Source organism: Nocardia sp. GTS18, assembly GCF_013839555.1.
GTDB classification, from domain to species: Bacteria; Actinomycetota; Actinomycetes; order Mycobacteriales; family Mycobacteriaceae; genus Nocardia; species Nocardia rosealba.
The window spans coordinates 21527-47943 of record NZ_JACBIU010000028.1 but is presented as its reverse complement, the minus strand read 5'-3'; the positions used below and the strand labels follow the sequence as shown (position 1 = coordinate 47943).

The 26417-nt window shown below is 67.7% G+C and carries 25 protein-coding genes; 12 read left to right on the top strand and 13 right to left on the bottom strand.

The window, feature by feature from the left end; translation table 11 throughout:
* The first annotated feature begins 1 nt into the window (after window position 1).
* From HYG95_RS19695 to HYG95_RS19680, 4 genes are read left to right on the top strand one after another with little or no spacing between them, the layout of a single operon-like run.
* On the top strand, window positions 2-661 hold the full coding sequence (locus HYG95_RS19695) for an SRPBCC family protein (protein WP_181699823.1): 660 nt from the start codon (window positions 2-4) through the stop codon (window positions 659-661).
* A gap of 2 nt (window positions 662-663) precedes the next feature.
* Complete coding sequence (locus tag HYG95_RS19690; RefSeq protein ID WP_181699821.1) at window positions 664-1677, top strand: 3-oxoacyl-ACP synthase III family protein; 1014 nt, start codon at window positions 664-666, stop codon at window positions 1675-1677.
* Window positions 1674-2723: an aminotransferase class I/II-fold pyridoxal phosphate-dependent enzyme gene (locus HYG95_RS19685; RefSeq protein WP_181699819.1), complete on the top strand. Its 1050-nt coding sequence runs from the start codon at window positions 1674-1676 to the stop codon at window positions 2721-2723. The genes HYG95_RS19690 and HYG95_RS19685 overlap by 4 nt, the downstream gene beginning before the upstream one ends.
* Complete coding sequence (locus tag HYG95_RS19680) at window positions 2720-3103, top strand: hypothetical protein (RefSeq protein ID WP_181699817.1); 384 nt, start codon at window positions 2720-2722, stop codon at window positions 3101-3103. Before HYG95_RS19685 ends, HYG95_RS19680 begins: the two co-directional genes overlap by 4 nt.
* Window positions 3104-3105: 2 nt before the next feature.
* Here the strand turns inward: HYG95_RS19680 and HYG95_RS19675 are convergent, their stop codons facing one another.
* The 3 genes from HYG95_RS19675 to HYG95_RS19665 all read right to left on the bottom strand — a co-directional run bounded on the left by HYG95_RS19675 (window position 3106) and on the right by HYG95_RS19665 (window position 4347).
* On the bottom strand, window positions 3106-3474 hold the full coding sequence (locus tag HYG95_RS19675; RefSeq protein ID WP_181699814.1) for a hypothetical protein: 369 nt from the start codon (window positions 3472-3474) through the stop codon (window positions 3106-3108).
* Window positions 3475-3565: 91 nt separating this feature from the next.
* Entirely contained in the window at window positions 3566-3880 is a 315-nt protein-coding gene (locus HYG95_RS19670; protein ID WP_067643487.1) for a hypothetical protein, read from the bottom strand.
* Window positions 3881-3939: 59 nt separating this feature from the next.
* Window positions 3940-4347, bottom strand: coding sequence for an SdpI family protein (locus HYG95_RS19665; RefSeq protein WP_181699812.1), 408 nt, complete (start codon window positions 4345-4347; stop codon window positions 3940-3942).
* Window positions 4348-4516: 169 nt separating this feature from the next.
* Here HYG95_RS19665 and leuS point away from each other — a divergent pair, with 169 nt between their 5' ends.
* Window positions 4517-7360, top strand: coding sequence for a leucine--tRNA ligase (leuS, locus tag HYG95_RS19660; protein ID WP_181699809.1), 2844 nt, complete (start codon window positions 4517-4519; stop codon window positions 7358-7360).
* A 52-nt stretch (window positions 7361-7412) separates the two neighbouring features.
* On the opposite strand, the gene HYG95_RS19655 is transcribed toward leuS, so the two are convergent.
* Together HYG95_RS19655 and HYG95_RS19650 are read right to left on the bottom strand one after the other, a co-directional pair.
* Window positions 7413-8216, bottom strand: a complete 804-nt coding sequence (locus HYG95_RS19655) for a polysaccharide deacetylase family protein (protein WP_181699807.1) — start codon at window positions 8214-8216, stop codon at window positions 7413-7415.
* A 231-nt stretch (window positions 8217-8447) separates the two neighbouring features.
* Entirely contained in the window at window positions 8448-9137 is a 690-nt protein-coding gene (locus HYG95_RS19650; RefSeq protein WP_181699805.1) for an SDR family oxidoreductase, read from the bottom strand.
* Between the two features lie 84 nt (window positions 9138-9221).
* Between HYG95_RS19650 and HYG95_RS19645 the strand changes: the two genes are divergently transcribed.
* Window positions 9222-9767: a DUF6069 family protein gene (locus HYG95_RS19645; RefSeq protein ID WP_067497675.1), complete on the top strand. Its 546-nt coding sequence runs from the start codon at window positions 9222-9224 to the stop codon at window positions 9765-9767.
* Between the two features lie 54 nt (window positions 9768-9821).
* Window positions 9822-11162 (top strand): glycogen debranching protein, encoded by a 1341-nt coding sequence (locus HYG95_RS19640; protein ID WP_181699803.1) that lies wholly within the window; start codon window positions 9822-9824, stop codon window positions 11160-11162.
* Here HYG95_RS19640 and HYG95_RS19635 read toward each other — a convergent pair.
* The 4 genes from HYG95_RS19635 to HYG95_RS19620 form a co-directional block, all read right to left on the bottom strand.
* Window positions 11159-11812 (bottom strand): pentapeptide repeat-containing protein, encoded by a 654-nt coding sequence (locus HYG95_RS19635; RefSeq protein WP_370465848.1) that lies wholly within the window; start codon window positions 11810-11812, stop codon window positions 11159-11161. The two genes, HYG95_RS19640 and HYG95_RS19635, sit on opposite strands and share 4 nt — an antisense overlap.
* A gap of 146 nt (window positions 11813-11958) precedes the next feature.
* Window positions 11959-14007 carry a PhoX family phosphatase gene (locus HYG95_RS19630; RefSeq protein ID WP_181699799.1) on the bottom strand — a complete coding sequence of 683 codons (2049 nt, stop codon included), beginning with the start codon at window positions 14005-14007 and terminating at the stop codon, window positions 11959-11961.
* Window positions 14008-14130: 123 nt separating this feature from the next.
* Window positions 14131-14931, bottom strand: coding sequence for a hypothetical protein (locus tag HYG95_RS19625; RefSeq protein WP_181699797.1), 801 nt, complete (start codon window positions 14929-14931; stop codon window positions 14131-14133).
* 47 nt (window positions 14932-14978) lie between these two features.
* On the bottom strand, window positions 14979-15491 hold the full coding sequence (locus HYG95_RS19620; protein ID WP_181699795.1) for a lipoprotein LpqH: 513 nt from the start codon (window positions 15489-15491) through the stop codon (window positions 14979-14981).
* Between the two features lie 129 nt (window positions 15492-15620).
* On the opposite strand from HYG95_RS19620, the gene HYG95_RS24925 reads away from it, so the two are divergent.
* From HYG95_RS24925 to HYG95_RS19600, 4 genes are all read left to right on the top strand, one after another.
* Entirely contained in the window at window positions 15621-17141 is a 1521-nt protein-coding gene (locus HYG95_RS24925; protein WP_255495552.1) for a hypothetical protein, read from the top strand.
* The gene (locus HYG95_RS19610; protein ID WP_181699793.1) at window positions 17141-18220 is read left to right on the top strand and encodes a hypothetical protein; all 1080 of its coding nucleotides are present in this window, start codon (window positions 17141-17143) and stop codon (window positions 18218-18220) included. The genes HYG95_RS24925 and HYG95_RS19610 overlap by 1 nt, the downstream gene beginning before the upstream one ends.
* Window positions 18221-18268: 48 nt before the next feature.
* Window positions 18269-19780 carry a lipopolysaccharide assembly protein LapB gene (locus HYG95_RS19605; RefSeq protein ID WP_181699791.1) on the top strand — a complete coding sequence of 504 codons (1512 nt, stop codon included), beginning with the start codon at window positions 18269-18271 and terminating at the stop codon, window positions 19778-19780.
* 179 nt (window positions 19781-19959) lie between these two features.
* Window positions 19960-21177, top strand: coding sequence for a CHAT domain-containing protein (locus HYG95_RS19600; RefSeq protein ID WP_181699865.1), 1218 nt, complete (start codon window positions 19960-19962; stop codon window positions 21175-21177).
* A 161-nt stretch (window positions 21178-21338) separates the two neighbouring features.
* Here the strand turns inward: HYG95_RS19600 and HYG95_RS19595 are convergent, their stop codons facing one another.
* The 4 genes from HYG95_RS19595 to HYG95_RS19580 all read right to left on the bottom strand — a co-directional run bounded on the left by HYG95_RS19595 (window position 21339) and on the right by HYG95_RS19580 (window position 25156).
* A complete protein-coding gene (locus HYG95_RS19595; protein ID WP_067497651.1) occupies window positions 21339-21635 on the bottom strand; it encodes a hypothetical protein in 297 nt (98 codons plus the stop codon).
* Window positions 21636-21719: 84 nt separating this feature from the next.
* Window positions 21720-22445, bottom strand: coding sequence for an amino acid ABC transporter ATP-binding protein (locus tag HYG95_RS19590; protein WP_181699789.1), 726 nt, complete (start codon window positions 22443-22445; stop codon window positions 21720-21722).
* Window positions 22446-22485: 40 nt separating this feature from the next.
* The gene (locus tag HYG95_RS19585) at window positions 22486-24282 is read right to left on the bottom strand and encodes an ABC transporter substrate-binding protein/permease (protein ID WP_181699787.1); all 1797 of its coding nucleotides are present in this window, start codon (window positions 24280-24282) and stop codon (window positions 22486-22488) included.
* A 79-nt stretch (window positions 24283-24361) separates the two neighbouring features.
* Entirely contained in the window at window positions 24362-25156 is a 795-nt protein-coding gene (locus HYG95_RS19580) for an LLM class F420-dependent oxidoreductase (protein ID WP_067497643.1), read from the bottom strand.
* A gap of 141 nt (window positions 25157-25297) precedes the next feature.
* Here HYG95_RS19580 and HYG95_RS19575 point away from each other — a divergent pair, with 141 nt between their 5' ends.
* Window positions 25298-26380 (top strand): ABC transporter ATP-binding protein, encoded by a 1083-nt coding sequence (locus HYG95_RS19575; RefSeq protein ID WP_181699785.1) that lies wholly within the window; start codon window positions 25298-25300, stop codon window positions 26378-26380.
* The last annotated feature ends 37 nt before the right edge of the window (window positions 26381-26417 follow it).

Below are 26417 nucleotides of genomic sequence, written 5' to 3'. Positions count from 1 at the left end.
CGTGACAACAAGTGCCCTGCCCGCACTCAGCGACATTCCCGACCGAATGGTGCCCGGCGTGCTACGCATCGAGAACTCGGATCGGGAGGCGACCACTCCGATCATCATGGACATGCTGCGTTCGGTGTACCCGCACGACCAGATCTTCGGTGACTACTGCCCGGTCCAGACCTATATCGACGCACCGCCACGCGAGGTCTTCGAGTACCTCGCCGACACCCGCTCGCTCGTGGAATGGACCTACAGCCTGCGTGGATTCACCGAAACGGCCGAACCGGGGCTGTGGCTTTCCTACGACCGGCTCGGTGACGAGACGAAGTGTTTCACCCGCACCGTCGCCCACGCCGACGCGATGACCGTCGATTACCACTGCGCGTGGGACCAGTCCGAACACCTGTGGATGATCTACCTGATGCGGGTGGTCGACGCGAAACTGGTGTTCGACAAGCCCGGTTCGGTGGTGCTGTGGGTGAACTGCAAGCACCCCTTCTACGACGAGAACGGTTATCCGGAGACCGCGCCGCCGAAGCGGCCGGTGTGGGTCGGCGATTTCTGGGAGATGTTCTCCGCCGGTCACCAGCTGGAGCTGGACAACCTCAAGGCCATTTGTGAATACCGCGCGGCCAACGGGCTGCCGATCAAGCCGGAGTGGATGCAGTGAGTATGCCGTCAGTGAGTCTGGTCGATGTCGCGAGTTACCTGCCCGGTGACCCGGTGCCGACCGAATACTTCACCCAGTTCTCCCGCTCGGAGCGGATGGCCAAGAACGTGATGTTCCGTTCGCCAACCGGCCGCCACCATGTGGGGCGCGACGAAACCGCCGTCGACATGGCCGAACGGGCCTTCGACGTGCTGCGCGAACGCCACGGCGCCGACCTCGCCGCCGAGATCGACATCATCATCACCCACACCCAGCTGCCCGACAATCCGGTGCTCGGCGCCGCACCCGAGCTGGCCCGCAGGCTCGGTGCGCGCCCCACCCAGGTGCTCGACGTGCACAACAGCGGCTGCGCGGCCTTCGTGCACATGATGGCGATGGCGCGGATGATGATGGCGACCAGCGACGCGAAGACCGCGCTGATCGTCGCGGCCCAGAATTGCGCGGGCCCGGTGTTCACCCAGCCCGATATCCGCAAACTCGCCCAGGCGCCGGTGCCCGGCGACGGTTGCGGAATCGGCCTGCTGCGCAAGGACGATTCGGCGCCGATTCTGGATATCGAATGCCGCACCTACCCCGAATTCGCCGGCGACATGGACTTCACCACCAACGGCACCCGCAAGTACTGGGAACCGGGCGAGGGCCAGGGGTGCGTGAGTTTCTCCGAATCGAAGATCACCAAGGTGTTCGCGCGCGGCAACCGGCTCGTCCCGGAAGTGGCGCTCGCGGTGTGTGATCGGATCGGGGTGAAGAGCCGCGATATCGATACCTTTGTCACCAATCAGCCCAATCGGCTGTTCCTGCGCAATTGGCACGACGCGCTGGAATTGCCCGCCGAACGCCACCCGGACACCTTCGACCGGTGCGGCAACCTTTTCGCCGCGGGCATTCCCGTGACGCTCGATGTGGAGAACCAGGCCGGACGATTGCGCAACGGTTCGGTTGTTCTGCTGTCGGCGTTCGCGCACGCGGGTGACTTCGCCGGTGCCGCGGCGGTGCGCTGGGGAGCGGCGCGATGAGTGTGCGGTTGGTCGAGCCGACCATCCCGTCGCAGCGGTTCGGCAGCGAACCGGTACCGACCACGTTCGACCTAGGACTCAGCGAGAATCCCTTTCCGCCTTTGCCTTCTGTTCTCGCGGCGGTGAAAGAGACGCTCGCCCAGGCCAATCGGTACCCCGAGTTTCTGCCGCAGGAACTGCCCCGGATCATCGCCACGCATCTCGGTGTCTCCTCCGCCGACGTGGTGGTCGGTGCCGGGGCCACCGGGGTCGCGATGCAGGTGATGCGTGCCCTGGGTGGCGGTGAACTCGTCACTGGCACACCGACATTCGACGGGTATCCGATCATGGCGGAGATGGCCGGGATGGCGGTCGTCCCGGTGCCGCTCGATCTCTCCGGCAACCAGGATCTCACCGCCATGCGGCGGGCGGTGAACCGGCGGACGGCGCTCGTCGTGCTGTGTAGGCCGCACAATCCGACCGGAACGGTGCTCGACGCGGGCGCCGTTCGCAAGTTCGTCGCGGCGGTGCCGCAGCGGGTGCCGGTGTTGCTCGACGAGGCCTACGTCGAATTCCTCGCGGCGGGCGATCGGCTCGATCTGCATGCTCTGCTGGCCCGGCATCCGAACGTGCTCGTTCTTCGCACGTTCTCCAAGGCGTACGGGCTCGCGGGGCTGCGTATCGGCTACTGCGTCGGGCGCGGTGCGCTCATCGAGCGGGTCCGCGCGCAGCAGTTGCCGTTCGGCGTCACCACCGCCTCGGTCGCCGCCGTGCGGGCCGCCTACGCGGCAGGCGAGGAACTGCGCGAGCGGGTGGAGCGCATCAACCGGGAACGCGATGTGTTGCGCTTGTCGTTGCGGGCATGCGGTTTCGACATTCCGGAGAGTCGAGCGAACTTCCTGTACCTTCCGGGCCCCGGCGTGGCGACGGCGCTGCGCCGGGCCGGGATAAAAGCCAAGGCCTATCCCGACGGCAGCGCCCGCATCGCGGTAGGCGATCCGGCGGCGGGACGCGCCGTGCACGCTGCCCTCGCCTGGCTGCGTGGAGGTGGTTTCATGACGACATGATCCGCAGGTGCACCCGAGAGTTCGTCGCCAACCCGGCTCCGGCGGTCGGCACCGCCAGCCGTACGCTGCTGCGCCTGCGGCTGGCGGGCCGCGACATCGTCGTCCGCCGCACCCGTATCGTTCCCGGCGGCACCAGCGGCTGGCATTTCCACGACGGAACACTGTTCGTGCTGGTCACCCGTGGTGTGCTCGATCATCCCTACCTTGCTCGCGGCCCCGCCGAATATCGCCGGTTCCGGCTGTTCCGGGAGCCGAGCGGGCCGGACAACGCCCACGTCGCCCGCAACAACGGGACCACCGAAGTCCGCATCCTCGTGCTCTACGTGAACCCGGCGGGTGCGCCGCTGTCGCGCCAGGTGCCTCCCCCACCCAACGGCTGACATCAGCAGCCGCCGCCTCCACCGCAACTGCTGCCGCCGCCCCCGCCACAGCTGCTGGACGAACTCGAACCGGAGTCACAGCTGCTGCTCGACGAACCGCCGTCCGACCAGCCGCCGGACGAGCCACCCGAATAGCCGCCGCTCGAATAGCCGCCGTTGTAGGTCCAGTCGCTACCACTGGACCAGCGGTCGTTCCGGTTCCGGCGCTGACGCGGGCCCGGCCGGTACTGCGGAGACTGCCGAGATCCCGAATCGAGTGCCGCCTGCAAGATCGCGGCGAGAATGGCCAGCGGAACGAATACCACCATCGCCACAACCAGTACAGCGACGCCAACACTGAGAACCGTGCCGACGAGATCGACAAAACTCATGGCTCCTCCTGATTCGGGATCTGCCTCTCGATCCCGAATCTAGGTGCGCCACCTTGCGATTCACTTACCGCGAACTAGCAGCGCCACCCGGTCAGCTGCCGCCTCCGCAGCCACCACCCCCGCCGCAGCCGCCACCACCGCCACCGCCATCTCCGGAGTGACCACCTCCGCCACCGCCCCAGTCGAAGAACCCCGCCGCCGACCAACCGCCACCAGTGGCACCCGCCGCGCCGGCACGACGAGCCTGCGGCTTCGTCAACAGGACCCGCTCACGCCTGCTCTGCACGATGCCGACGACGAACAGCACCCCCGCGAGCACGAACAAGGCGATGCCGAGCCAAGGAATGAAGCTGACGGCGACCACGCCACCGAACGCTACGAGAACCACCACTCCGAAAATCATCATGAACCCCCCGGTAAGTACCTACTTCCGTTGTACCGGAAGGGCGGCGGCGGGACCAGGAATCAGTTGGCGGGGGCGCAGGTGTCGCGTAGGGAGCAGCTGCCGCAGGAGGAGCCGCAGCCGCCGGCCGGGGCGGGGGGCATGAGGGGCTCTACGGTGCGGGCGGCGGCGTTCGCGCCTGCGCCGAGGGTGAAGATCGCGATCACGGCGACTGCGGCGGCTACGCCGAGGGCGGCGAAACCGCCCGCGACCAGGACCACGAGGCCGCCGGCGAACAGCAGGGCGCCCGCGCCGACGGAGGTGGGGGCGGCGATGCGGTTGGCGATGCGGAAATTGTCGTCGCTGTGCAGGGCCGCCTCGGTGGTGACACCGAGGAAACGATTGCGGGGCAACTTGCCGAGCAGTCCGAGCACACCGGTCGCGATGGCGACCGCGGCCAGCGCGAACAGCAGGAGAGCGACGACGACCATTCATGCAGGCTAGCGCACCCTTGTCGAGTACCGATCCGGTGCTCCCCACGGAGGTGACCCGCCGCACAGCGCGCCCCGCTACACGGCCCTTCGGAAATGAACTGGCCGCAACGTTCTACCCTGTTAGACGATGTTTACCCCTGATCGGCGAGAACAAGAAGGCGGGACCGTGCAGGACACTCGTGCGACCGAGAGTGACGTACCTCAGCACCGGTACAACGCCGAGCTGGCGGGGCGGATCGAACAGCGCTGGCAGCGCAACTGGGCCGAACGCGGCACCTTCGACGCGCCCAACCCGGTCGGGCCGCTCGCGGGCGACACCCCCGACGACAAGCTGTTCATCCAGGACATGTTCCCGTTCCCGTCGGGCGCGGGTCTGCACGTGGGCCACCCACTCGGCTACATCGCCACCGACGTGTTCGGCCGCTACCACCGCATGCGCGGGCGCAATGTGCTGCACGCGCTCGGCTACGACGCCTTCGGCCTGCCCGCCGAGCAGTACGCCGTGCAGACCGGTGCGCACCCGCGCGTCACCACCGAGTCGAACATCGCGACGATGCAGCGTCAGCTGGACCGGCTCGGCCTGGGCCACGACCCGCGTCGCTCCTTCGCCACCACCGATCCCGAGTACTACCGGTGGACGCAGTGGATCTTCCTGCGCATCTACAACGCCTGGTACGACCAGGAGGCCGGTCGTGCCCGGCCGATCGCCGAGCTCGAAGAGCAGTTCGCCAGCGGTGCGCGTCCGGTGGCCGAGGGCGACTGGGCGTCGCTGAGCGCCACCGAGCGGGCGGCCCTGCTCGATTCGTATCGCCTGGTCTACCAGTCGGATTCGATCGTCAACTGGTGCCCCGGCCTCGGCACGGTGCTGTCCAACGAAGAGGTCACCGCCGACGGGCGAAGCGAACGCGGCAACTTCCCCGTGTTCCGTAAGCGCATGTGGCAGTGGATGATGCGGATCACCGCCTACGCCGACCGCCTCGTCGACGACCTGGACGAGCTGGACTGGCCCGACAACGTGAAGTCCATGCAGCGCAACTGGATCGGACGTTCGCGCGGTGCGCAGGTGCGTTTCGACGCGCCCGAGAGCGAGACGATCGAGGTGTTCACCACCCGGCCCGACACCCTGTTCGGCGCCACCTATGTGGTGCTCGCGCCGGAACACGAGCTGGTCGACAAGCTGACCGCCGCCGCCTGGCCCGCCGACACCGACCCCCGCTGGACCAACGACAGCGCCACCCCGGCGGAAGCCATTGCGGCGTACCGCAAGTCGATCGCGGCCAAGTCTGATCTGGAGCGGCAGGAGAACAAGGAGAAGACCGGCGTCTTCCTCGGCTCCTACGCCACCAACCCCGCCGACGGCAGCCAGGTGCCGATCTTCATCGCCGACTACGTGCTGAGCGGCTACGGCACCGGCGCCATCATGGCGGTGCCCGGCCACGACCAGCGTGACTGGGACTTCGCCACCACCCTCGGCCTGCCGATCGTGGAGGTCATCTCCGGCGGCGACATCACCGAGGCGGCCTGGTCGGGTGAGGGCGAGCTGGTGAATTCCGGCTTCCTGAACGGTCTTTCGGTCGACGAGGCGAAGGCTGCCATGATCGGCCATCTCGAAGCCGAGGGCCACGGCACCGGAACCATCCAGTACAAGCTGCGCGACTGGCTGTTCGCGCGGCAGCGGTACTGGGGTGAGCCGTTCCCCATCGTCTACGACGCCGATGGTGTCGCGCACGCCCTGCCGGAATCCATGCTGCCCGTGGAACTTCCGGAGATGGCGGACTTCGCGCCGGTCACCTTCGATCCCGACGACGCGAACTCCGAGCCGTCCCCGCCGCTGGCCAAGGCCACCGACTGGGTGAACGTGGAACTCGACCTGGGTGACGGCCCCAAGCAGTACCGCCGCGACACCAATGTCATGCCCAACTGGGCGGGTAGCTCCTGGTACCAGCTGCGCTACGCCGACCCGACCAATACCGAAACGTTCTGCGCCGAGGAGAACGAGAAGTACTGGCTCGGCCCGCGCACCGACAAGCACGGCCCGAACGACCCGGGTGGTGTCGACCTGTACGTCGGCGGTGTCGAGCACGCGGTGCTGCACCTGCTCTACGCGCGGTTCTGGCAGAAGGTGCTGTTCGACCTGGGTGATGTGTCGAGCAGCGAGCCGTACCGCCGCCTCTACAACCAGGGTTATGTGCAGGGTTACGCCTACACCGACGAGCGCGGTGCGTACGTGCCCGCCGCCGAGGTGGTGGAGCGGGACTCGAAGTTCTTCTGGACCGGTGCCGACGGTGTCGAGATCGAGGTTTCCCAGGAATACGGCAAGATCGGCAAGTCGCTGAAGAACGCCATCTCCCCCGACGAGATGTGCGACCTGTACGGCGCCGACACTTTCCGGTTCTACGAGATGTCGATGGGCCCGTTGGACACCTCGCGTCCGTGGGCGACCAAGGACGTCGTCGGTGCGCACCGGTTCCTGCAGCGGGTGTGGCGACTGGTGGTCGACGAGGAGTCCGGCGCGGTGAAGGCCACCGAGGCCGCGCCGTCCGACGAGACGCTGCGCCTGGTGCACCGCACCATCGCCGGTGTCGACGAGGATCTGGCCGCCCTGCGCGACAACACGGCGGGCGCGAAGCTGATCGAGCTGACCAACCACCTGACCAAGAACTACCCCGACGGCGCACCGCGCGCGGCCGTGGAACCCCTGGTCCTGATGCTCGCTCCGCTGGCGCCTCACATCGCCGAGGAACTGTGGGAACGGCTGGGCCACAATGCCTCCCTGGCTCACGGTCCGTTCCCCACCGCCGATCCGGCGCTGCTCGTGGCGGATTCGGTGGAGTACCCGATTCAGGTGAAGGGCAAGGTGCGCAGCCGGATCCAGGTACCCGCCGACGCCGACCCGGCCGCGATCGAGGCTGCCGCGCTGGCCGACGAGAAGGTCGTGGCACTGCTCGAGGGCGCGGCCCCGCGCAAGGTGATCGTGGTGCCCGGCAAGATGGTGAACATCGTGCCGTAGCCGATGAGCTACCGATGGGCCGGCGAGTTCTGTTCTCGCCGGCCCATTTTCGTCAGGCTCGGACCTCGAGAACGTCGTTCAGCGTGACCAGCGACAGGTTGCGCTCGCGGATGATGTCGACGAGTTGTCCGTAGCAGTGGGTGACCGGCGGGAAGTTGGCGTGGCCGATGATGATGGTCTGCGCGGCGAAGTACTTTCGGGCGCACTCCATCAGGTACTCCTCGGTGATGAGCCCCGAGTCGGACAGGGAGCCGTACCACATGGTCGGCACGGTGTAGCCGAGGTCGGCGGCGATCTTGTCGACCGTGGCGTTGTGATAGCCGAAGGGCGGACGGTAGTACGGGGTGCCGTCGACACCGAAGTTGTTGTGCAGGAAGGTTTTCGTACGACTCAGCTGGTCGACGACCCCGTCGGCGCCGATCTTGGTGAGTGCCTCGTGGCTCCAGGTGTGGTTGCCGAGCTGGATCTGACCGGAGTCGACCAGCGGGCGCAGGGCATCGCGGTGGATGGTCCAGGCCTCGAACGAACCGGTGACGAAGAAGGTGAAGCGGGCGCCGGTGTCTTCGGCCCACTTGATGTAGGCGCCGACCACCTCCGGGCTCGCGCCGTCGTCGACGGTGAGGGCCATGCTGGTGCCCTGGCCTGGCAGGGCGGTGATGGTCTCGGCGCCGATGATCGACTTCGGACCGCTCGGCGGCGGAGGCAGCACCGGTTGCTTCGGCGCCGGTGCGGGCGGCGGTGGGACGGGCACGACCGCCTCGCCGACCGGCGCGGTTTCACCGCCCGCGCTGGCGCAACCGGCCAGTGCCCCGACCGTCCCCGCGGCGAGCAAGGTCAGCATTCGACGTCTGTCCATCCACTCCTCCTCGAGACCACATCGGCACAGCTCAGCGGACCGTAACCCGAGATTCCCTCGAGCAGAAGAACCAGGGAGCACATTTGGACGAACACCCATGCTCAGCAGGCCTGTCCTGTTCTCGGCGCGCCTCCGACTCTGGACTGACCGGGGGGCGCGACGAAGGAGTGCCCGGAGGGAGGGAAGAGGCGGAGGCGAGCGCCGAGAACCGCGGCGCCAGCCGCCAATGTTTCAGCGCGGGCGAAGAACGATCTCCGTCGGATGCGCGTCGCGCGGAGTGTCGACGGCGTTTCGTACCGCCCGCGCCACCGTCTCGGCGGTCAGGAATTCCTTCGGACGGTACTCACGCCCTTCATCGGCCACGATCGCCTGCTGCATATCCGTATCGATGCGCCCGGGAAACACCGAGGTGACGCGCAACTGCGGCTCCTCCAGACGCAACGCGTCCGCGAAGGCCCGCAACCCGAACTTGCTCGCCGCGTACGAACCCCACCCCGCGTTGGCCCGCAGGCCCGCACCCGAATTGATCAGCACCACATGCCCGTTCGCGGCGCGCAGCGCGGGAAGCAGCAGCCTGGTGAGTTCGGCGACGGCGATCAGATTCACCTCGAGGGTGTTTCGCCACTGGTCGAGCGAGGACTCGGCGACGGTGCCGAGGTCGGCGATGCCCGCGTTGTGCACGAGCACGTCGAGCCGCTCGATGCGCGCGGCGGCCTCCGCGACAGCCGGATAGTCGGTGAGCGGCACCGGCCAACCGGTCGCGCCCGGCAGCTCGTCCAGGATCGGCGTGAGCGAGTCGGCGGAGCGGGCGCCGAGCAGCAGATCGTAGGTCGGGGCGAGGTCGCGGGCGATGGCGGCGCCGAGGCCGCGGCTCGCGCCGGTGATGAGGGCAATCGGGGCGGGAGTACTTGTCACCGTCATAGGCCCCACGCTAATCCGGCGCGTCGACGCCGACACCTGTGCGTTCCTCGGGCGGATGTCGGCGTGCACTAGTACCGTCGCACTATGACCGATCCCCGGTACAACTACGGACCCTCGGACCCGCAGTATCCGCAGCAGCAGGGCCAGCCGCACTACGGCCAGGGCCAGTACGCCCCGCAGCCGGGCGAACCCCAGGAGCCCAAGGTCAATGTGGGCAAGCTGTGGGCGGGCGGCATCGGGACGGCCGTCGTCGCCGCGCTGCTCGCGGTCGTCGCGATCATGCTCGTGCGCGGTGTGCTCGGCATCGCGATCCTCTCCCCGGAGGGTGCCGGCGCCTACGGCACCGTCTCCACCACGTCGTATGCCGTCGCCGCCGCCGGTGCCGCCCTGCTGGCCACCGCGCTGCTGATGGTGCTGCTGCTGGCGATGCCGAGTCCGATGACGTTCTTCACCTGGATCTGCCTGTTGCTCACGGCCGTGGCGGTGATCCTGCCGTTCACCTTCGTCGCCGATATCGAGGCCAAGATCGCGACCGCGGTCATCAACCTGGTGCTCGGGTTGTGCATCACCACCATGCTCAGTTCGGTCGGCACGGCGTCGCAGAATGTCACCCGCGAGACCGGGTACTGATCGTCACAGTCATGTCGGGATGCCATCGGTGCTGCTCCGCCGCAGAATAGGGAGATGACCGACCCGGGTTTCACCCCCACGCAGCTCGCGGCACGCGCCGCCTACCTTCTGCGCGGCAACGACCTGGGCACCATGACCAGTGCCGCGCCGCGCCTGTATCCGCACATGTGGAGCTGGGACGCGGCCTTCGTCGCGGTCGGGCTCGCGCCGTTGAGCGTGGAGCGGGCGGTCGTCGAACTCGACACGCTGCTGTCGGCGCAGTGGAAGAACGGGATGATCCCGCACATCGTGTTCGCCAACGGTGTCGACGGGTATTTCCCCGGGCCCGCGCGTTGGGAGTGCCGCAGGCTGGCCGCCAACGCCCCGGAGGGGCCCGACACCTCCGGCATCACCCAGCCGCCGGTGCATGCCATCGCCGTGCAGCGCATTCTCGACCATTCGCGCAGGCACGGGCGTTCCACGCGGGCGGTGGCGCAGGAGTTCCTGAATCGGCGGTGGCCGGATCTGGTGCGCTGGCACCGGTGGCTCGCCCATGCGCGCGACCCCAAGGAGAACGGCCGGATCACGCTCTACCACGGGTGGGAATCCGGCATGGACAACTCGCCGCGCTGGGACCGAGCCTACGCCAATGTCGTTCCCGGCGTGGACCTTCCGCCGTATCGCCGGGCCGACACCGTCGTCATCTCCGACCCGACCCAACGTCCGAGCGATCGTGAGTACGACCGGTACCTGTGGCTGGTCGAACAGATGCGGCGCGCCAACTACGACGACTTCCAGCTCACCTCGGTGATGAGTTTCGCCGTGGAGGACGTGTTCGTCTCCGCGATCTTCGCGCTGGCCTGCGAGGTGCTCGCCGATATCGGCGAGGAGTACAAGCAGCCGCATGCCGACGTGCGGGAACTGCACGGCTGGGCGGCGCGCTTCCGCAAGGGTGTGGCGGCCACGGCCGATGAACGGACCGGTGCCGCAAAGGATTACGACGTGCGGTTGGGCCGGTGGATCAGTACCGAGACGCTGGCCATGTTCGCGCCGCTGATCTCGGGCGGCCTGTCCCGGCCCGCCGAACGCGCCTTGCTCAACACCTTCGAGGGCCCACGCTTCTGCGGCCACCCCGACCTGCGCTACGCCCTCCCGCCCTCGACTTCCCCTGTCGCCAAGGACTTCCGGCCCCGGGAATACTGGCGCGGCCCCGTCTGGCCGGTCATGAGCTGGCTGTTCTCGTGGGCCTTCGCCCGCCGAGGGTGGGCCGAACGCTCCTACCTTCTGCGCGCCGAGGGTCTGCGCCAAGCCGCCGACGGCTCCTTCGCCGAGTACTACGAACCTTTCACCGGCGCCCCGCTGGGCAGCATGCAACAGTCCTGGACGGCCGCCTCGGTCCTCGACTGGCTGGGCTAGCTCCCGAGCTCCACCGTGATGCCGAGTTCGCGGGCCAGCGTGGCGGCCAGCGTTTCGAGGTCGCCACCCTGAATCGTCGCGCCACGCAACGCGGTGACCCCGTAGATGCCGGTGAGATCGCAATCTTCGAAACGAAGATCCTGCTGGATGCGGGCTCCGGTGAACCGCGCACCCGCGAGATTGCAGCGTTCGAAGCGAACATTGCGGAAGTCGGTGCGCTGGAAGTCGGCCTGGCGCAGATCGCAATCACGGAAAACGACCTTGCTCAAACGGGATTCGGCGAACGAGGCCATGTCGGCCCGCGTCGACTCCACGAGCACGTCACGAAGAACCCCTGCGGTCCACGACAACCCGGTGATCCGGCCGTTGCCGACCACACTCTCGAACATCGAGGAATCATCGGCCTGCACATTCGCCAGATCGCACACCTGCAATTCCGATTCCGCGATGGTGGCCTGCCGCAACAAGGTCGGGAACCGCACACTCACGAACCGGCACCCCTCGGCACCGAACCCGTGCACCTGCGCATCGGCGAAATCGACGTCCCGATACTCGACCCCGGAAACCTCACCTTCCCCGACCGGATCGTCATCAGGCGAAACCGCGGCCCGCAACTCCCCCAGCACCGCCACCCCTGGCTCGAACCGCACCCGCCTACCCACCACACTCCCATCGCCGCCGTGCGCCCCAACATACGTCCACCCACCGACGAATCCTGATTCGGCGGTGACATGACAAAGCCGCTACCCGCCCAGTCGGGTAGCGGCTTCGTCAGCAAATCGGGTGTCGGCGCGGGTCAGACGCCGATGCGACCGCCGTTCTTCTTCCAGACCACCGCGACCGACGGGCGGGGTTGGGTGGTGCCGCCGTCGGGCCAGTTCGACAGGGGCTTGTCGACCGTGGCGTCGTCGGACTCGCCGGGGTGCTGGACGGAGACGATGACCTGCTTCTCGGTGATGATCGGACCGCAGGTCTCGCCGCCGCGGGGGACGGTGAGGAACTGTTTGGTCTCACCGCGGTTGGGGCCGTCGAGGACCACGGCGAACAGGCCGTCGTTGGACTTCAGGGCATTGCCGTCGGTGGAGATCCACAGGTTGCCGTAGGGATCGAAGGCCAGGTTGTCGGGGCAGGAGATGGGGCTGACCTTGGACTTGTCGAAACCGCTGAAGTAGGTGTCGGCGGCGGCGGGGTCACCGCAGACCAGCAGCAGGGTCCAGGTGAACTCAGTGCCGGTGTGGTTGTCGGTGAGCTCGAGGACCTGACCGTTCTTGTTCAGCTTGCGCGGGTTGGCCTCGTCGGGACCCGGCTTGCCTTCCTCGCCGCGCTTGGTGTTGTTGGTCAGCGCCACGTACACCTTGCCGGTCTTCGGGTTGGTCTCGAAGTCCTCGGGGCGGTCCATCTTGGTCGCGCCGACCTTGTCACCGGCCAGGCGGGTGTACACGGCGACCTCTTCGGCCGACATGCCGTCGACGAACGACTTGCCCTTGCCGTCGGCGCCGGTCTCGAGCAGGCGGATCCACTCGCCCTTACCGGTGAATCCGCCGGTGGGGACCTTGCCGGAACCGTCGATCTCGGCGGCGTGGTCGCCGGTGAGCTTGGCGACGTAGAGGGTGCCCTCGTCGAGGATGGTCATGTTGTGGCGCATGCTCGACGCACCGACGCCCGGCTGCACCTTCTTGGCCGAGACGAACTTGTACATGTAGTCGAAGCGCTCGTCGTCACCGCTGTAGGCGACGACGCTGCCGTCGGCGGTGACGTGGATGGTCGCGGCCTCGTGCTTGAAGCGGCCGAGGGCGGTGTGCTTCACCGGCGCCGACGAGGCATCCCACGGATTCACCTCCACGACGTAACCGAAGCGGTTCACCTCGTTGAGTTCCTGGGTGAGATCGAAACGGGGATCGAAGTTCTCCCAGCGACGCTCCGACGCGCCACCCTCGATGCCATAGCGCTTCAGCTTCTTGGCGACATCGGCGTCGGTCACCTTCTCGGCGTTGCCGAAGTACTGGTTGAAGTTCTCTTCACCGGAAAGCACGGTGCCCCACGGGGTTACCCCACCGGAGCAGTTGTTCAGGGTGCCGAGCACCTTGGTACCGGTCGGGTCGGCCTTGGTCTTCAGCAGCGCGCTCCCGGCAGCCGGACCACGCACCTCGAACTCGGTTGTCGCGGTGATGCGACGGTTGTACTTGCCGAACACCGGCTTCAGCTGACCCGAGCCGGCCTGCCCGTGCACCTCGACAACACTCAGGCCGTGCGAGGCGAGGGCGATCTCGAACTGCTCGCGGGTCGGCGCGTCCTTGTTGTAGCCGCGGAACATCATCGGCTCGGTGCTGTACTCGTGGCTCACGACCAGCACGTACTTGTCGGCCTCGCCCTCGATGGGCAGCAGGCCGGCGAAGTCGCAGTTGTAGCCGAATTGCTTGGCGGCGGCGGCCGGAGTCTGCTTCTCGAAGTCGAAGGCGGGTGCGCCCTCGATCACCGCGTCACCCCAGCGGATCAGCACCGACTGCTCGTAGCCCTCGGGGACGACGACGGCGTCTTCCTTGTTCGGCGCGACGGGGGTGAAGCCGGTGCCGGTGCCGGGCGAGCCGGCCGAACCGGTGTCGGAGCTGTCGTCGCCACAGGCGGCGAGCATGCTCGCGGCGCCGACGGCGAGCACTGCCGCGGCGCCGCCCTTGATGAGTCCGCGACGGTTCAGCCGGGCGACGATGTCACCGAAGTACTCGCCGTCGGAGGTGTTGGGGACCTCGTGGAAGCAGGCGTTGCCGCACTTGTATTCGCAGGTGATGGCCGAGCGTGACGACTGACCGTCGTGGGTGACGAAAAGGGCGAGCGGTTTCAGACTCACGGTTACTCCTGATTAGTGCGGTTTCCGGCACGGTAGGCAGCGCAGGCGAGCCGTCGGGAACGTGAAGGTGAACGCACGACCAAAACTCGGCGCGTGGGCAGCACGCGCCGAGTGGGTGGTGGGTCAGGCATTGATGGGCAGTGAGATCACCACCTCCTGTTCGTCACCGGGCAGGTAGTGGACGCCGATGATGCGTCCCACCTGCACCGATCCGATCGCGGTTGGCGGCAGGTACTTCTCGGCACCGGTCTGGAAGGTGCTGCCGTCGGGCCGGGTGACCACCAGTCCGAGCACCACCTCGGTGTACCCGCCCCGGATCCGACCGGGCACATCCAGGCTGCGGACCACCGCCTGGGCGGCGATGCCGCGTTCGGCGATGTCGAGCTTGTCGCGGGTGGTGATGCCCTTGCGGATGAGCGATTCGTTCATGGCGCGCTGGGCGGCGCCTGCATCGCCGGAGCGGTCGACCTCCACCTTGTCGGTGCGGCCGGGCAGGTATCGCACCGGCAGCACCACACCGGGTCGCAGCAGTGCCAGTTCGGTGAGCGGCACGATCATCTTCGCGTGGGAGTCGAAGGTCTTGCCGTCGGCGCCCTCGACCCGGAATTCGATCCTGACCTGCGGTTGGTCGTTCACCGACACTCCGGTCTGACGGTACGAGGTGATGGTGCCGATACCGATCTCACCGCCCCGGAACTCCGAGCTGTTGCGCCCGGTGAAGGCCTCGAAGATGCCGTCGCCGGTGAAGGCGAAGACCATCGGCACGATCGTCAGCGCGATGATGGGCAACGCCATCTGCGGGCCGACCCAGCCGAGCATGGTGCCGGTGAATTCGTCGGGGGTGTAGGTGAGGCCGTAGTAGAGGTAGTAGCCGATGGCCAGGATTCCGAAGGCGACCGCGGCCGCACGCAGCTTGGATTTCATGATTCTCCTCGGGATGGATGCGACCGGATCGCGATCAGGGGGTCAGGTCAGCCGACGATGGTGGAGCAGGCGAAGGTGATGTCGAACTTCACCGTCGACGGGCCCGCCAGCGGGTTGGTCATGTCGGGGGCGCCGACGCCCTCACCGGTGACGCGGAAGGTGTTGCCGTCCTTGGCGAGGGTGGCCGAGCCGCCGGGCTGGCCGTTGCCGTAGCCGACGGCGTACGGCATGCCGCTGGACCCGCCCTGGCTGCCCGCGATGGCGACGGCCTGCACCGTTTCACCCTCCAGCGTCGCGCTCACCGACAGGCTGCCGTAGGTGGCGTTGGCCGTGTCGGTGAGGGCGAGTGCCAGTGTTCCGGCCTGCTTGGCGCAGGTGGTGTCGAACTTCGCGGTCAGTTCCTTGCCGTCGACGCTGGCGGTGGACTTGCCCGCGGCCGGTGCCGGGGCGGCGGTGCTCGACGGGGTGCTGGTGGAGCTGCCGGTGTCGCTGCAGCCGGTGACGAACAGGGCGGTCGCGGCGGAGGCGGCGGCGAGGGTGGCGATCAGCTTGGTGTTCATGGTGTTTCCGTTCTCTCTCGGTGTGAGCGGGTCGGTGAACCCGTTGCGAGAAAGGTAGAAATCGCGCGCAGCCTACCGATCCCAAGTTTTCCCTCGGACAGTCGGCTGACCTGCGGTTACCCTGGTCGAATGCGAAGACCCCGCGCCATGGTGCTCGACGAGGTGTGGCGCGGGCTCGACGGTGTCGACGCCTTGAGCGGACCACAGGGTGCGCCGTTGCGGCGCACCGTGAAACTGATCCTCGACCCGCTGGTGATCCGGCCGGTGCAGCATCCGCGGTGCGCGGGCAGCGTCCTCGATGCCGACGGCGTCACCTTGCTGACCTCCCTGGTACTCGCGCGTTCCGATGCGCTGCGGGCGTGCGCGAGCTGGTTCACCGTGCTCAAGCAGGCGCGGCGCGCCTTACGGATCACCGAGGGCAACGCGCAGGATCTGTACTTCCAGCGGTGCTTCGAACTGGCGACTCTGCACGGTGAACCGGGAGCGGATGCCCGCGAGCGTGCCGTCGCGGTGCTACGCGAGGTGCACGAGGGAACGGGCGGACGCACGACGACGGCGCTGAAAAACCTGGTGACCGAACCGAACCGGCTCGCCGAACTGACATCGCTCATCGAGTCCGCTTGGCGCACACGGCCATTGGCGAACTCTGGTGCGCGCGACCTCGCCTCCGCGCTGATCGAACTACTCGACGCGAGCACTCTGGCCCGCGAGGGTGACCCCGCCGACGCCGGCCCGCTGCTCGACGAGCTGATCGAGGACAAGGTCGGCACCCACCGAGGAATCGCCCTGTGGCGCCCGCATCCCAGGCACGGTGCCGACGACCTGGGCCTGACCGTGCACGAATGCCCACCACGCCCCGTTGTCGGCGCCACCGCATCGACCGCCACCCTCGCGCTCCCGTTCGACCGGAGCATCTACGAACGTGTCTTCACCGTTCTGCAGGGCAGCATCGACCGGACCGATCTGCCCGACCTGCCGACGTTGGTGAGCACCGAGGTGACCCGGAGCTGTTCGCCGTGGGGGTTGCTCGACGAGTCTCTACGCGTGACAGCGGCGGCTGGTTGCGAACTGGCCCTCGGGCTTTCACCGTTGGGTGCGATACCTCTCGTGCGGGCCCTGGTCGGGACAGAGTCGTCCGGCGCTCGTGGCGAACGATCTGCGGAATCGGAGCAGGATGGGCCGGAAGCGGGACTACCTACCGGCACCACACCTTCGGCGGAGAGCAGCGTAGGGGCGCGGGTTCCTATCGGCACGGATGGCGGGGCTGCCCAGTGCGGCTCGAAGGGGCAGTGGGCGGACGCCGGCGAGCCCGGTACCGGGTCGCGGGCGCACGCGGTGGTGAACGCGCGATGGCGGCGGGAAGCGTACGTCCTGCAAGCACGACGCTACTCGGTGCACCTCGGTGAGGCGGTGAACGGACCGCTGGCGGTGGTCGCCGCTGAACTGCGGACACCGTGGCGGCCCTACCTGCGCAGACTGTGGGTTCGGTTGCACGGGCGTGACGTTCGGGAACTGGCGGTATTCGATCCGGTCGAGCTGTGGGATCTGCTCGACGGGGTCGCGCGGTCGGTGATGCTCGATCATCGGACGCGAGTGAAACAGGCGCTCACCGTGGCAGCGGACGACATCGAGGAAGCGAGGGCCAGTTGATGATTCGGCTCAGTCGCTCCGCCGGTCTGTCGACCGTCACTCCTGGTGAAACTCCGCTGGTCACCGACACCCTGGCCGCCTTGGACGCGATGGTGCTCGAAGTCCTTGGTGGGCATATCAGTTGGAGCGTGCTCGATGATCCGCAGGTGCCTGCTGCTGTGCTCGACGATCCCGAAGCGGCGCAGGACTGGTTGTGGGCAATCTATGGGGAGAATGTCGCGCTCGCAGTGGCCGACGGCGCGGAGGGGGAAATCACCGACGAACCGACCCGACCCGATCTCGTTGCCGCCCTGCGGCGGCTTGCCTACGCACACTGGGCTTCTCGATGGTGGCCCGCATCGACTGTCGACGGCATTCCGGCCCTCGACCCGCTCCTGCTGGACGAGGAAATCGGGCAGCTCGGCGAGATGTGTGAAATGGTGCTCGCGGATTCGGAGTTACTCTCACTTACTCCGAGAGATGCCGACGGGCCGATCGACAATTCTGCGGAGCTGAGTCCTCGACGTATCGCAGGCCCAGAGGCGAGCTCCCAGCGATCTCGCCCTGTCGTCGACTCCTCCGCTCGCGCCGATGATTACGCGCTTGCCGCAGGCGGAAAGCAACCCGGCGACGGGCTGATCGTCGCACACGGGAGCGGCGACTGGGACTGGCGGCGATGCCCGCCCGGCATTCTCGACGCGGGCGCCGACGCGCTGTCCTGGACGGTCACCCGGACCTCGGGCATTTCGACAGCGCGGGTCACAGTGGTCGCCGCGCCGGACTGCCCACGGCACGTTCCCGAGCACCTTCGTCCACATGTCCGGCTCGATGTGGACACCCGAACCGAGGGCGCCGTCACTACCGAGTTGCATCTGCGGACGGACAGCTGGTCGGCGGAGATACGACTACCCGAGAGCGTCGAAACCTTCACCACTCTCTCGGTTTTCGTCCCCGGTGTCGGCCCCGCGACCACCTACCCCGGCGAGTCCGACATGCGTGCACGCATCCGCGATTTCGCCCGCAGCCGACTCACCGGGCAGGCGGGTGGCCAGTTGCTGGCTGCCGAATCCGCGGCCGCCGAATCCGATGACGACTTCTGATGCGCGCACGGATCGCCGAGCGCGCCCGGACGACAAGGAGCCGATGCGATGGCAGCGACCGGTAGAACATCGGACGGCGACGACGACCAGCTCACCGCGGGCTATGCGGCCTATCAGCGCGGTGACGTGCTCGGGGCGCTGGAGATCTTCGAACGCGCCGCGCGGGACGCGCCGCCGAGGTTGCGCAGCGCCGCGCTGATCAATGCGGCGAGCATGGCCGACGAGCTGGGCGAGCATCGACGGTCGGTGAGTCTGATGCGGACCGCGCTTGCCGTGATGCCGGCCGAGGCGGCGCATCAACGACCGGCCGCACTGGTCAATCTGTCGCAGGCATACCAGCATCTGGGTGAACTCGATTCCGCCCAGGAGACGCTGGAAGAAGCCCGGCTGCTGCTCGCCGACGGCACCGACCAGGGCTTGTTGCCGGTGGCGTGCCTGCTCTCGCTGACGGCTGTCGCGCTGCACCGCCAGCAGTGGGCGCGGGCCAATGAGCTCGCCGCCGAGTCGCTCGAGGTGACGCGCCGGCTGGCGCCCGAGCTGATCGGTCATCCGCTGATGAATCTGGCGGCCGCGTCGTTCGAGATCGGTCGTCGCGAACTGGCCGTCGACTTCGCGCAGCAGGCGCTGGCCGCGTTCGAGGCGGCGGGCGATGCCGCGGCCGTGGCCGAAACCCAGCAGAACCTGGCCATCATGTTCGTGCGGTCGGGCCGCTTCGGCGATGCCGAGGAGCCGTTGGCGGCCAGCCAGGGATTCTTCACGGGAGCCGAGCTGGAGCATCGCGCGGGTATCGGCGCGAAAACCTACGGCTACCTGGCAGAAGGCAGGGGTGACTTCGACACCGCGCGCGCCCGATATCGGCATGCGCTCGATTGTTTCGACAAGGCCGGTGCGGTGCTCGACGCGGCCGATGTGCGGTTGCGGCTGGCCACCGTCGCCGCTGCCGAGGACGATCTCGCCCTCGCGGAGGAACTGCTCGCGATGTCGTTCGAGGTCTACGCCGAACACGGTCTCGGAATGCACTGCGCGCAGCTCGATTACTGGCACGCCGAATTGTTGCACCGGAGGATCGAGTCCGACGCTCAGCCCGATCCGGCCACACTGTCGCGCGCGCTCACCCTCGCGGTCCCTGCCGCGCTGGCCATCGATGCGGTCCGCCACACCCTGCCCAACGGGAACCAGCGCGAACACTGGCACCGCACGGTCGCCGAACCCGCCATGCGCCTGGCCTTTCAGTGCGCGGCCCGTACCGGAGACGGGCAATTGGTTGCAGACCTGGTCGACAGCCGTTGCGCGGGAACAGCTCTCGATGTCGGGTTCCTGGCCGAACCGCCCTCGGCCACTCTCGAATTCGAGCTGATCGACCCGCCCCCACCCGACGACGCGACCCCAGCCCTTCACCTCGGCACCGCCCTCGCCGACGTAGCCGCAGCAGCAGGAATCCCCGTCTCCCCACCGCCCCGCCTTTCCGATAACGGTCGACTCCTCCTGTCCGACTACATTTCCCACGCCGAGCAGCGGTACGGCCGGCTGATCCGCGACGAACGGGTGATCGCCCTGTGACCGCCGCACTCCCGAGCGCAACGAGCCGGCGCCCGCTCCCCCGCAAGCAACCAGCCGGCGCCCGGCAATCGGCAAGCCGGCGAGTGCGTGCGCGCCACGAGTCCGTGTCTGCGGCTGTCGACCCCGAGAGCAATGAGTGAGTGACCGTGAGCATTGAACAGCCGACCACGCTGATCCGGATGGCCGATGCCGGCGACGTCTACGTTTCCTGGAGGTGGGTCGGCGACACTTCGGCGCGCGGGGTGGCGATGCTGCCGCGTGATGATGTGCGTGCGGTGTTGCGACAGCTGGCCGCCGCTGTGCCTGACCCCAGCCGCCCGGACGAGTTGAGCCGGGTGATGACCGAGGGCGCACTGGTCGATCCCGAGGCGGAAAACGCACTGGCGCAGGCATTGTCGCGGGCACTGCTCCCATACGGGCTGGCGGTGCAACTGTACGAACTGTCGCAGCGGGGGACTCGACCGCATCTGCGGATTCAGCCGTCGCCTCGGCTCGCCCAGGTTCCGTGGGAGATCATCGCGCCCGATCCGGCGATCCGGCTCCTCGATATCGCCGATGTGAGCCTGCTGGCGCCGGTGTCGGTGGTTCGGGCACCGGATCGAATGGTGCGGCGCTGGAGTGAGACCCGGGACCTGCCGGTGGTGGCGGTGCTGGATCCGCGAGTCCCCGGTTACCGCGCGGACTCCGAGCTCGGGTCGGTGCTCGGCCGCCCGAGTGCGGATTCCGTTGTGGCGCAACATTTCAGTACCTACGGTGACCGCGTCGTGCCGACGGTCGCCGATCCGGTGGAACTGTTCCGTCGCACCGATCTGGACCGCGACTGGCTGTCCGACACACTCCGCGCGGGCGCGAGCCGCCTGATCTACGTCGGCCATGTCACCGCACCCGCACCGGAGTCCGGGGAAAGCGAGCACGCGCAACTGCACCTGGCGTGCACCACGGACACTCGTGGCTTCGCGGCGCCGACCCGTTCCCACCGCCCGCTGTCGGCCAAGGACCTGCTGCTCGGCACCTACACCCTCGACCCCGCCCCGGTCCCCGGCCGCGACCTGTGGCCGATGCCGAGCCGGGTAGCGCTCATCGCCTGCGAAAGCGGTGGCGACCAGCGCTTCACCGAAGCCCTCGGCCTGACAACCGCAGCGCTGTCGGCAGGCGCCGAACTAGTCACCGCCACCCGCTGGCCGCTGCCCACCGACCACGCCTTCCACACCCTCACCGCGACGACCGGCTACCCGCTGCAAGCCGCCATCCGCGCCGTCGACACCGCCCACGACTCCCCCACCCCGGTATCGACCCTCCTGAACTGGCAACGAACCCAGCTCGCAGCATGGCAAACCACCCCGACCCCCGAGAACTCCCCGCTCCTCTGGTCGGCCTTCGCCACTGTCACCGATTGACCAGCTTTCCTGGTCGGCGGCGCAACCACCGCGACCGCTCAACCGGCGATCCCGACCGCAACCCCGGTCTCGGCCGCGACGGCGATGTCTCGGTTCAGCCGCCCCCGCTTTCAGCGACATCCTCGAAGACCCGCAGTGGCTGCGGCCGCGTGCCGGGGCGGTCAGTGGTCGTCGTAATGCCCGTCGTGGGGTGCGTGGCGGTGGCCGTCGTGGATGTAGTCGACGTGGTCGTTGTGTGGGACGGCGACGTGCCCACAGCCGGGGCCGTGGACGTGGTCGTGGTTGGAGCAGGCGACGTGTGACGAGGGTTCGCACTCGTCGAAGTGGCCCTCGTGTTCGCGGTGCAAATGCCCGTCGTGGACGTAGTCGACGTGGTCCTGGTGGGGGACGGCGACGTGCCCACAGGTGGGGCCGTGGACGTGGGTGTGCTGCGGATGTTCGGCGTGCGCGGTGGTCATCTGCTCTCCTCCGGGTCGAATCGAGCTTGCAACTCTCCCGACATTAGCAGTTGCGCATACGTTGCTGCGAGCCCTTCGTGCTGGTCAGAGGACCTGATCGAGGAAGCGGCGCAGACGCGGGGTCTTGGCATCGTCGAACAGTTCGCCGGGCGCGCCGGTCTCCACGACCTGGCCCTGATCCATGAACACCACGCTGTCGGAGACGCTGCGCGCGAACCCCATCTCGTGGGTCACCACGATCATCGACATGCCGCCGGCGGCGAGGTCGGCCATGAGCGCGAGCACGCCCTTCACCAGCTCGGGGTCGAGCGCGGAGGTGGCCTCGTCGAAGAACATCAGTTCCGGTTTCATGGCGAGGGCGCGGGCGATGGCGACGCGCTGCTGCTGACCACCCGACAGCGAACCTGGTCGCGCGTCGGCCTTGTCGGCAAGGCCGACGATCTCGAGCTGCTCCACCGCGAGCGCCCGTGCCTGCTCGGTCGAGAGCCCGCGCAGTTTGCGCGGTCCGAGGGCGATATTGTCGGCGACCGTTTTGTGCGGGAACAGGTTGAACTGCTGGAACACCATGCCGATGCGCTGACGCAACCGGTCGGGGTTCTCGCGCAGCACCGATTCACCGTCGAGGAGGATGTCGCCGGAATCGGGTTCGTGCAGGCGGTTGAGCACCCGCAGCAGGGTCGACTTGCCGGAACCGGACGGCCCGATGACGGTGGTGGTCCGGCCCGCGTCGACGTGGATGTCGACGCCGCGCAGGATGTGATTGTTGCCCAGCGTCAGATGCAGGCCGGTACCGGTCAGGGATGCACTCATCGAGCTGTAACTCCTTCGCAAGCGCGGGCGGGCGTGGCGGTCATGCGCCCCGGCCTTCCGTGATGACGGCCTGTTCGAGCGGATCGACCGGGGGAACCGGTTTTCCGGTGCGCATCCGGCGGTCGATGTAGTTCACCAGGTGGGTGAGCGGGATGGTCAGCACCAGATACATCAGACCCGCCGCGACCAGCGGGGACAGGTTGCCGGTCTGGGCGTTGAGGTCGCGGCCGACCGCGAACAGCTCGCGCTGGGAAGCGAGCAACCCGAGGAAGTAGATGAGCGAGGAGTCCTTGATGAGGGCGATGAACTGGTTCATCAGCGCGGGCAGCACCCGGCGCACACCCTGCGGGATCACCACGAGAGTCATCGCCTGGCGGTACCCGAACCCGATCGCGCGGGCCGCTTCGAGCTGACCCGGCTCCACCGACTGGATACCGGACCGGAAGATCTCCCCGATGTAAGCCGCCGCCAGCAAGGCCAACGCCACCGCGCCGAGCCAGTACGGGTTGCCGCCGGTGACATTACGAACCACCGGGCCGATACCGAGCCCGATCAGCAGGATGATGACCACGGCGGGCAGGCCGCGGAAAATATCGGTGTACACGCGGGCGGGCCAGCGCAACCAGCGGGTGCGCGAGATTCCCATCACCGCGAGCAGCATGCCGAGCACGGTGCCGAGGACACCCGAAACCACGGCCAGGATCAGCGTATTCGGCAGACCGGTCTTGATGAGGTCGGGGAAGGCCTTGGTGTACAGCGACCAGTCGAAGAAGGTGTCCTTCAACTGCTGGATGGTCGATTTCTGTTGCGCCACTTCGGCTTCGCCGGGGTCTTTGCTCGCGGCGATGGCAGCGAAGTCCGGAAGCTGCGGCGCCGGTGCGGCTTTGGAGCCCGGCTTCCAGCCCGGTGGCAGCTCGCGCGGCACCCAGTCGGCGTAGAGGCGCGCGTAGGTGCCGTCGGCGATCACCGCGTCCAAGCCCGCGTTGAGGGCGTCGATGAGCGGCTGGTTGTTCTTGGCCACCGCGTAGCCGACGAAGTTGTCGAGGCTGAAGGTGTTCTCCGACACCACGATTCCGTCGCCGGGTTTGATCGCGCCCTCGGCCTGCGCCGACGGGGCGACCCAGGCGTCGACCTGGCCGGACTTCAGATTCGCGTACGCGGTGTTGTAGTCGGGGAACTTCACCGGGTCCAGGCGCAGCTGGTTCACCACGAACTCGTCCTGCACGGTGCCCTGCACCACGGCGATCCGCGAACCCGAGTTCAGATCACCGAAGCCCTTGACCGCCGAACCCTGCGGAACCACCAGCGAGAAATAGCCGAAGTCGTAGCCGTTGGTGAAGCCGACGAGTTCGCGCCTGGCATCGGTGGTGGTGATGTTGGACGAACCGACATCGAAGCGCTTGCCCGCCACCTGGGCGAGCAGCCCGGCGAACTCGGTGCCCGAGAACTCCACCTGCAGGCCGAGTTTCGCGCCGATCTCACGCAGCAGTTCGTTGTCGAAACCGGTGAAGGTGCCCTGGCCGTTCACACAGATGCTCGGCGGCGCGTCCGAGAGAGTGCCGACGCTGAGCTTGCCCGGGCTGAGCAGGCCGAGCTTGCTGGTGTCGATCGACTCGAGCGGCACCGTGGTCGGGGTCGTGTAGCGGTCGGTGCCCGCAGTCTCGGAGGAGGCGAGATTGGTCGGCGCCGCGGCCGCCGCGCTCTGGCCCGGAGGCGAGCACAGGTCACCCGTCGACGTCTCGCCACCGGAGCCACCGCATCCGGTCGCGGCCACGCCGACGAGGAGCAACAGCGCGGCAATCCGCGCCCGGGTTCGCACAGCACGCACACCTGCCATGCCGATAGACCCTAATGCCCGCCCGTGTCCCCACTCGCCACCCGCGCCTGGTGTGGTGCATCCGGGCAGGTCAAAGATTTTATGCGAGGCCTTCCAGTAATTCCGGGTTCACTTCGTCGCGCCACTCGATCGCGCGGCGCACCTCGGCGAGGTCGTAGTCGGGACCGGAGACGCCGATGGTGAACAGGCTCACACCCGCCGCGCGCAACTGTTCGGCCTGCGCCCGGCCCTGCCACTGCACCGACCGTTCGATGCGGCTCTCGTCGGTGCCGACGGCGGCGGCGTGCTCGGCCAGGATCTTGTTCTTGTGCGCCAGCGTCTCCACGTCGACGAAGGAATGCCAGATGTCGGCGTACTCGGCGACCAGGCGCAGCGTTTTGCGCTCGCCGCCGCCACCGATGAGGATCGGGATATCACGCACCGGCGGCGGACTGAGCACGCGCAGGCGGGCGGTGAGCCGGGACATGTTGTCCTTCAACAGGTTCAGCCTGCTACCGGCCGTACCGAATTCGTACCCGTACTCGGTGTAGTCGCGCTGGAACCAGCCCGCACCGATGCCGAGAATCAACCGGCCGCCGCTGATCCGGTCGACCGTGCGCGCCATATCGGCGAGCAGATCGGGATTGCGATAGCCGCCGCCGGTGACCAGCGCACCGAACTCGACCCGCTCGGTCTGCTCGGCCCACGCGCCGAGCATGGTCCAGCATTCGAAATGCGCGCCCGCCGGATCACCGGTGAGCGGATAGAAATGGTCCCAGTTGAAGACGATGTCCACCCCGGCGTCCTCGGCCCGCAACACCGCATCACGAATCAGCCCGTAATCCGGTGCGTGCTGGGGCTGAAGCTGGACTCCGATACGAACTGGACGACTCATACCGCGCTCCTCGGTACTCGGTGGGCTCGGGAACCGAGGCTACCGCAGCACGTCCGGAGCACCGGGCCGCTACGATCCGAGCCGACCCTGTTCTCGGATCGTCCGGCACGTTCCTGCCGGGATGGGAAGAATGATCTACGCATGGCTACCGTGACCTTCGAAGGCGCCACCCGGCTATACCCCGGTGCGGGCAAACCCGCCGTCGACGCCCTCGACCTCGAAATCGCCGACGGCGAATTCCTCGTCCTCGTCGGCCCCTCCGGCTGTGGCAAGTCCACCTCGCTGCGCATGCTCGCCGGCCTCGAGGAGGTCAACGGCGGGCGCATCCTCATCGGCGACAACGATGTGACCCACGCCGAACCCAAGGATCGCGACATCGCGATGGTGTTCCAGAACTACGCGCTCTACCCGCACATGTCGGTCGCGGAGAACATGGGTTTCGCGCTGAAGCTGGCCAAGGTGTCCAAGACCGAACGCGATGAAAGGGTGCGCGCGGCAGCCGAATTGCTCGACCTCACCGAATACCTGGACCGCAAGCCCAAGGCACTCTCGGGTGGTCAGCGCCAGCGCGTGGCGATGGGGCGCGCGATCGTGCGGCAGCCGCAGGTGTTCCTGATGGACGAGCCGCTGTCGAACCTCGATGCCAAGCTGCGCGTGCAGACCCGCACCCAGATCGCCCAGTTGCAGCGGCGGCTCGGGACGACCACGGTGTACGTCACCCACGACCAGGTCGAGGCCATGACCATGGGCGACCGCGTCGCCGTGCTCAAGGACGGCCTGCTGCAGCAGTGCGCGTCGCCGCGCGACCTGTACCGCGACCCTGCGAATGTTTTCGTGGCCGGGTTCATGGGCTCGCCCGCGATGAATCTGTTCACCCTGCCAGTCACCGACGGCACCGTCACCATCGGTGGCTACCCCGTGCCGGTGCCGCGCGCGGTGGCCGACGCGGGTGAGGGTTCGGTCGTGCTCGGCATCCGCCCCGAGCATCTCGAGGTCGGCGGTCAGGGGATGCAGATGGAGGTGGACGTGGTGGAGGAACTGGGTTCCGACGCCTACGTCTACGGCCGAGCACTCTCCACCGGCGCGAGCGGCACGTCCGGGGAAACCCTTGTGGCGCGGGTGGATTGGCGCAACCCACCGGCCAAGGGCGAACAGCTTTCGCTCACCACTGATCCGGCGAACCTCTACTTCTTCAGCACGGAGAACGGTCAGCGGCTGCGCTGATCGGCCTGACCTGCCGACCGCATCATCGGTGCGGTCG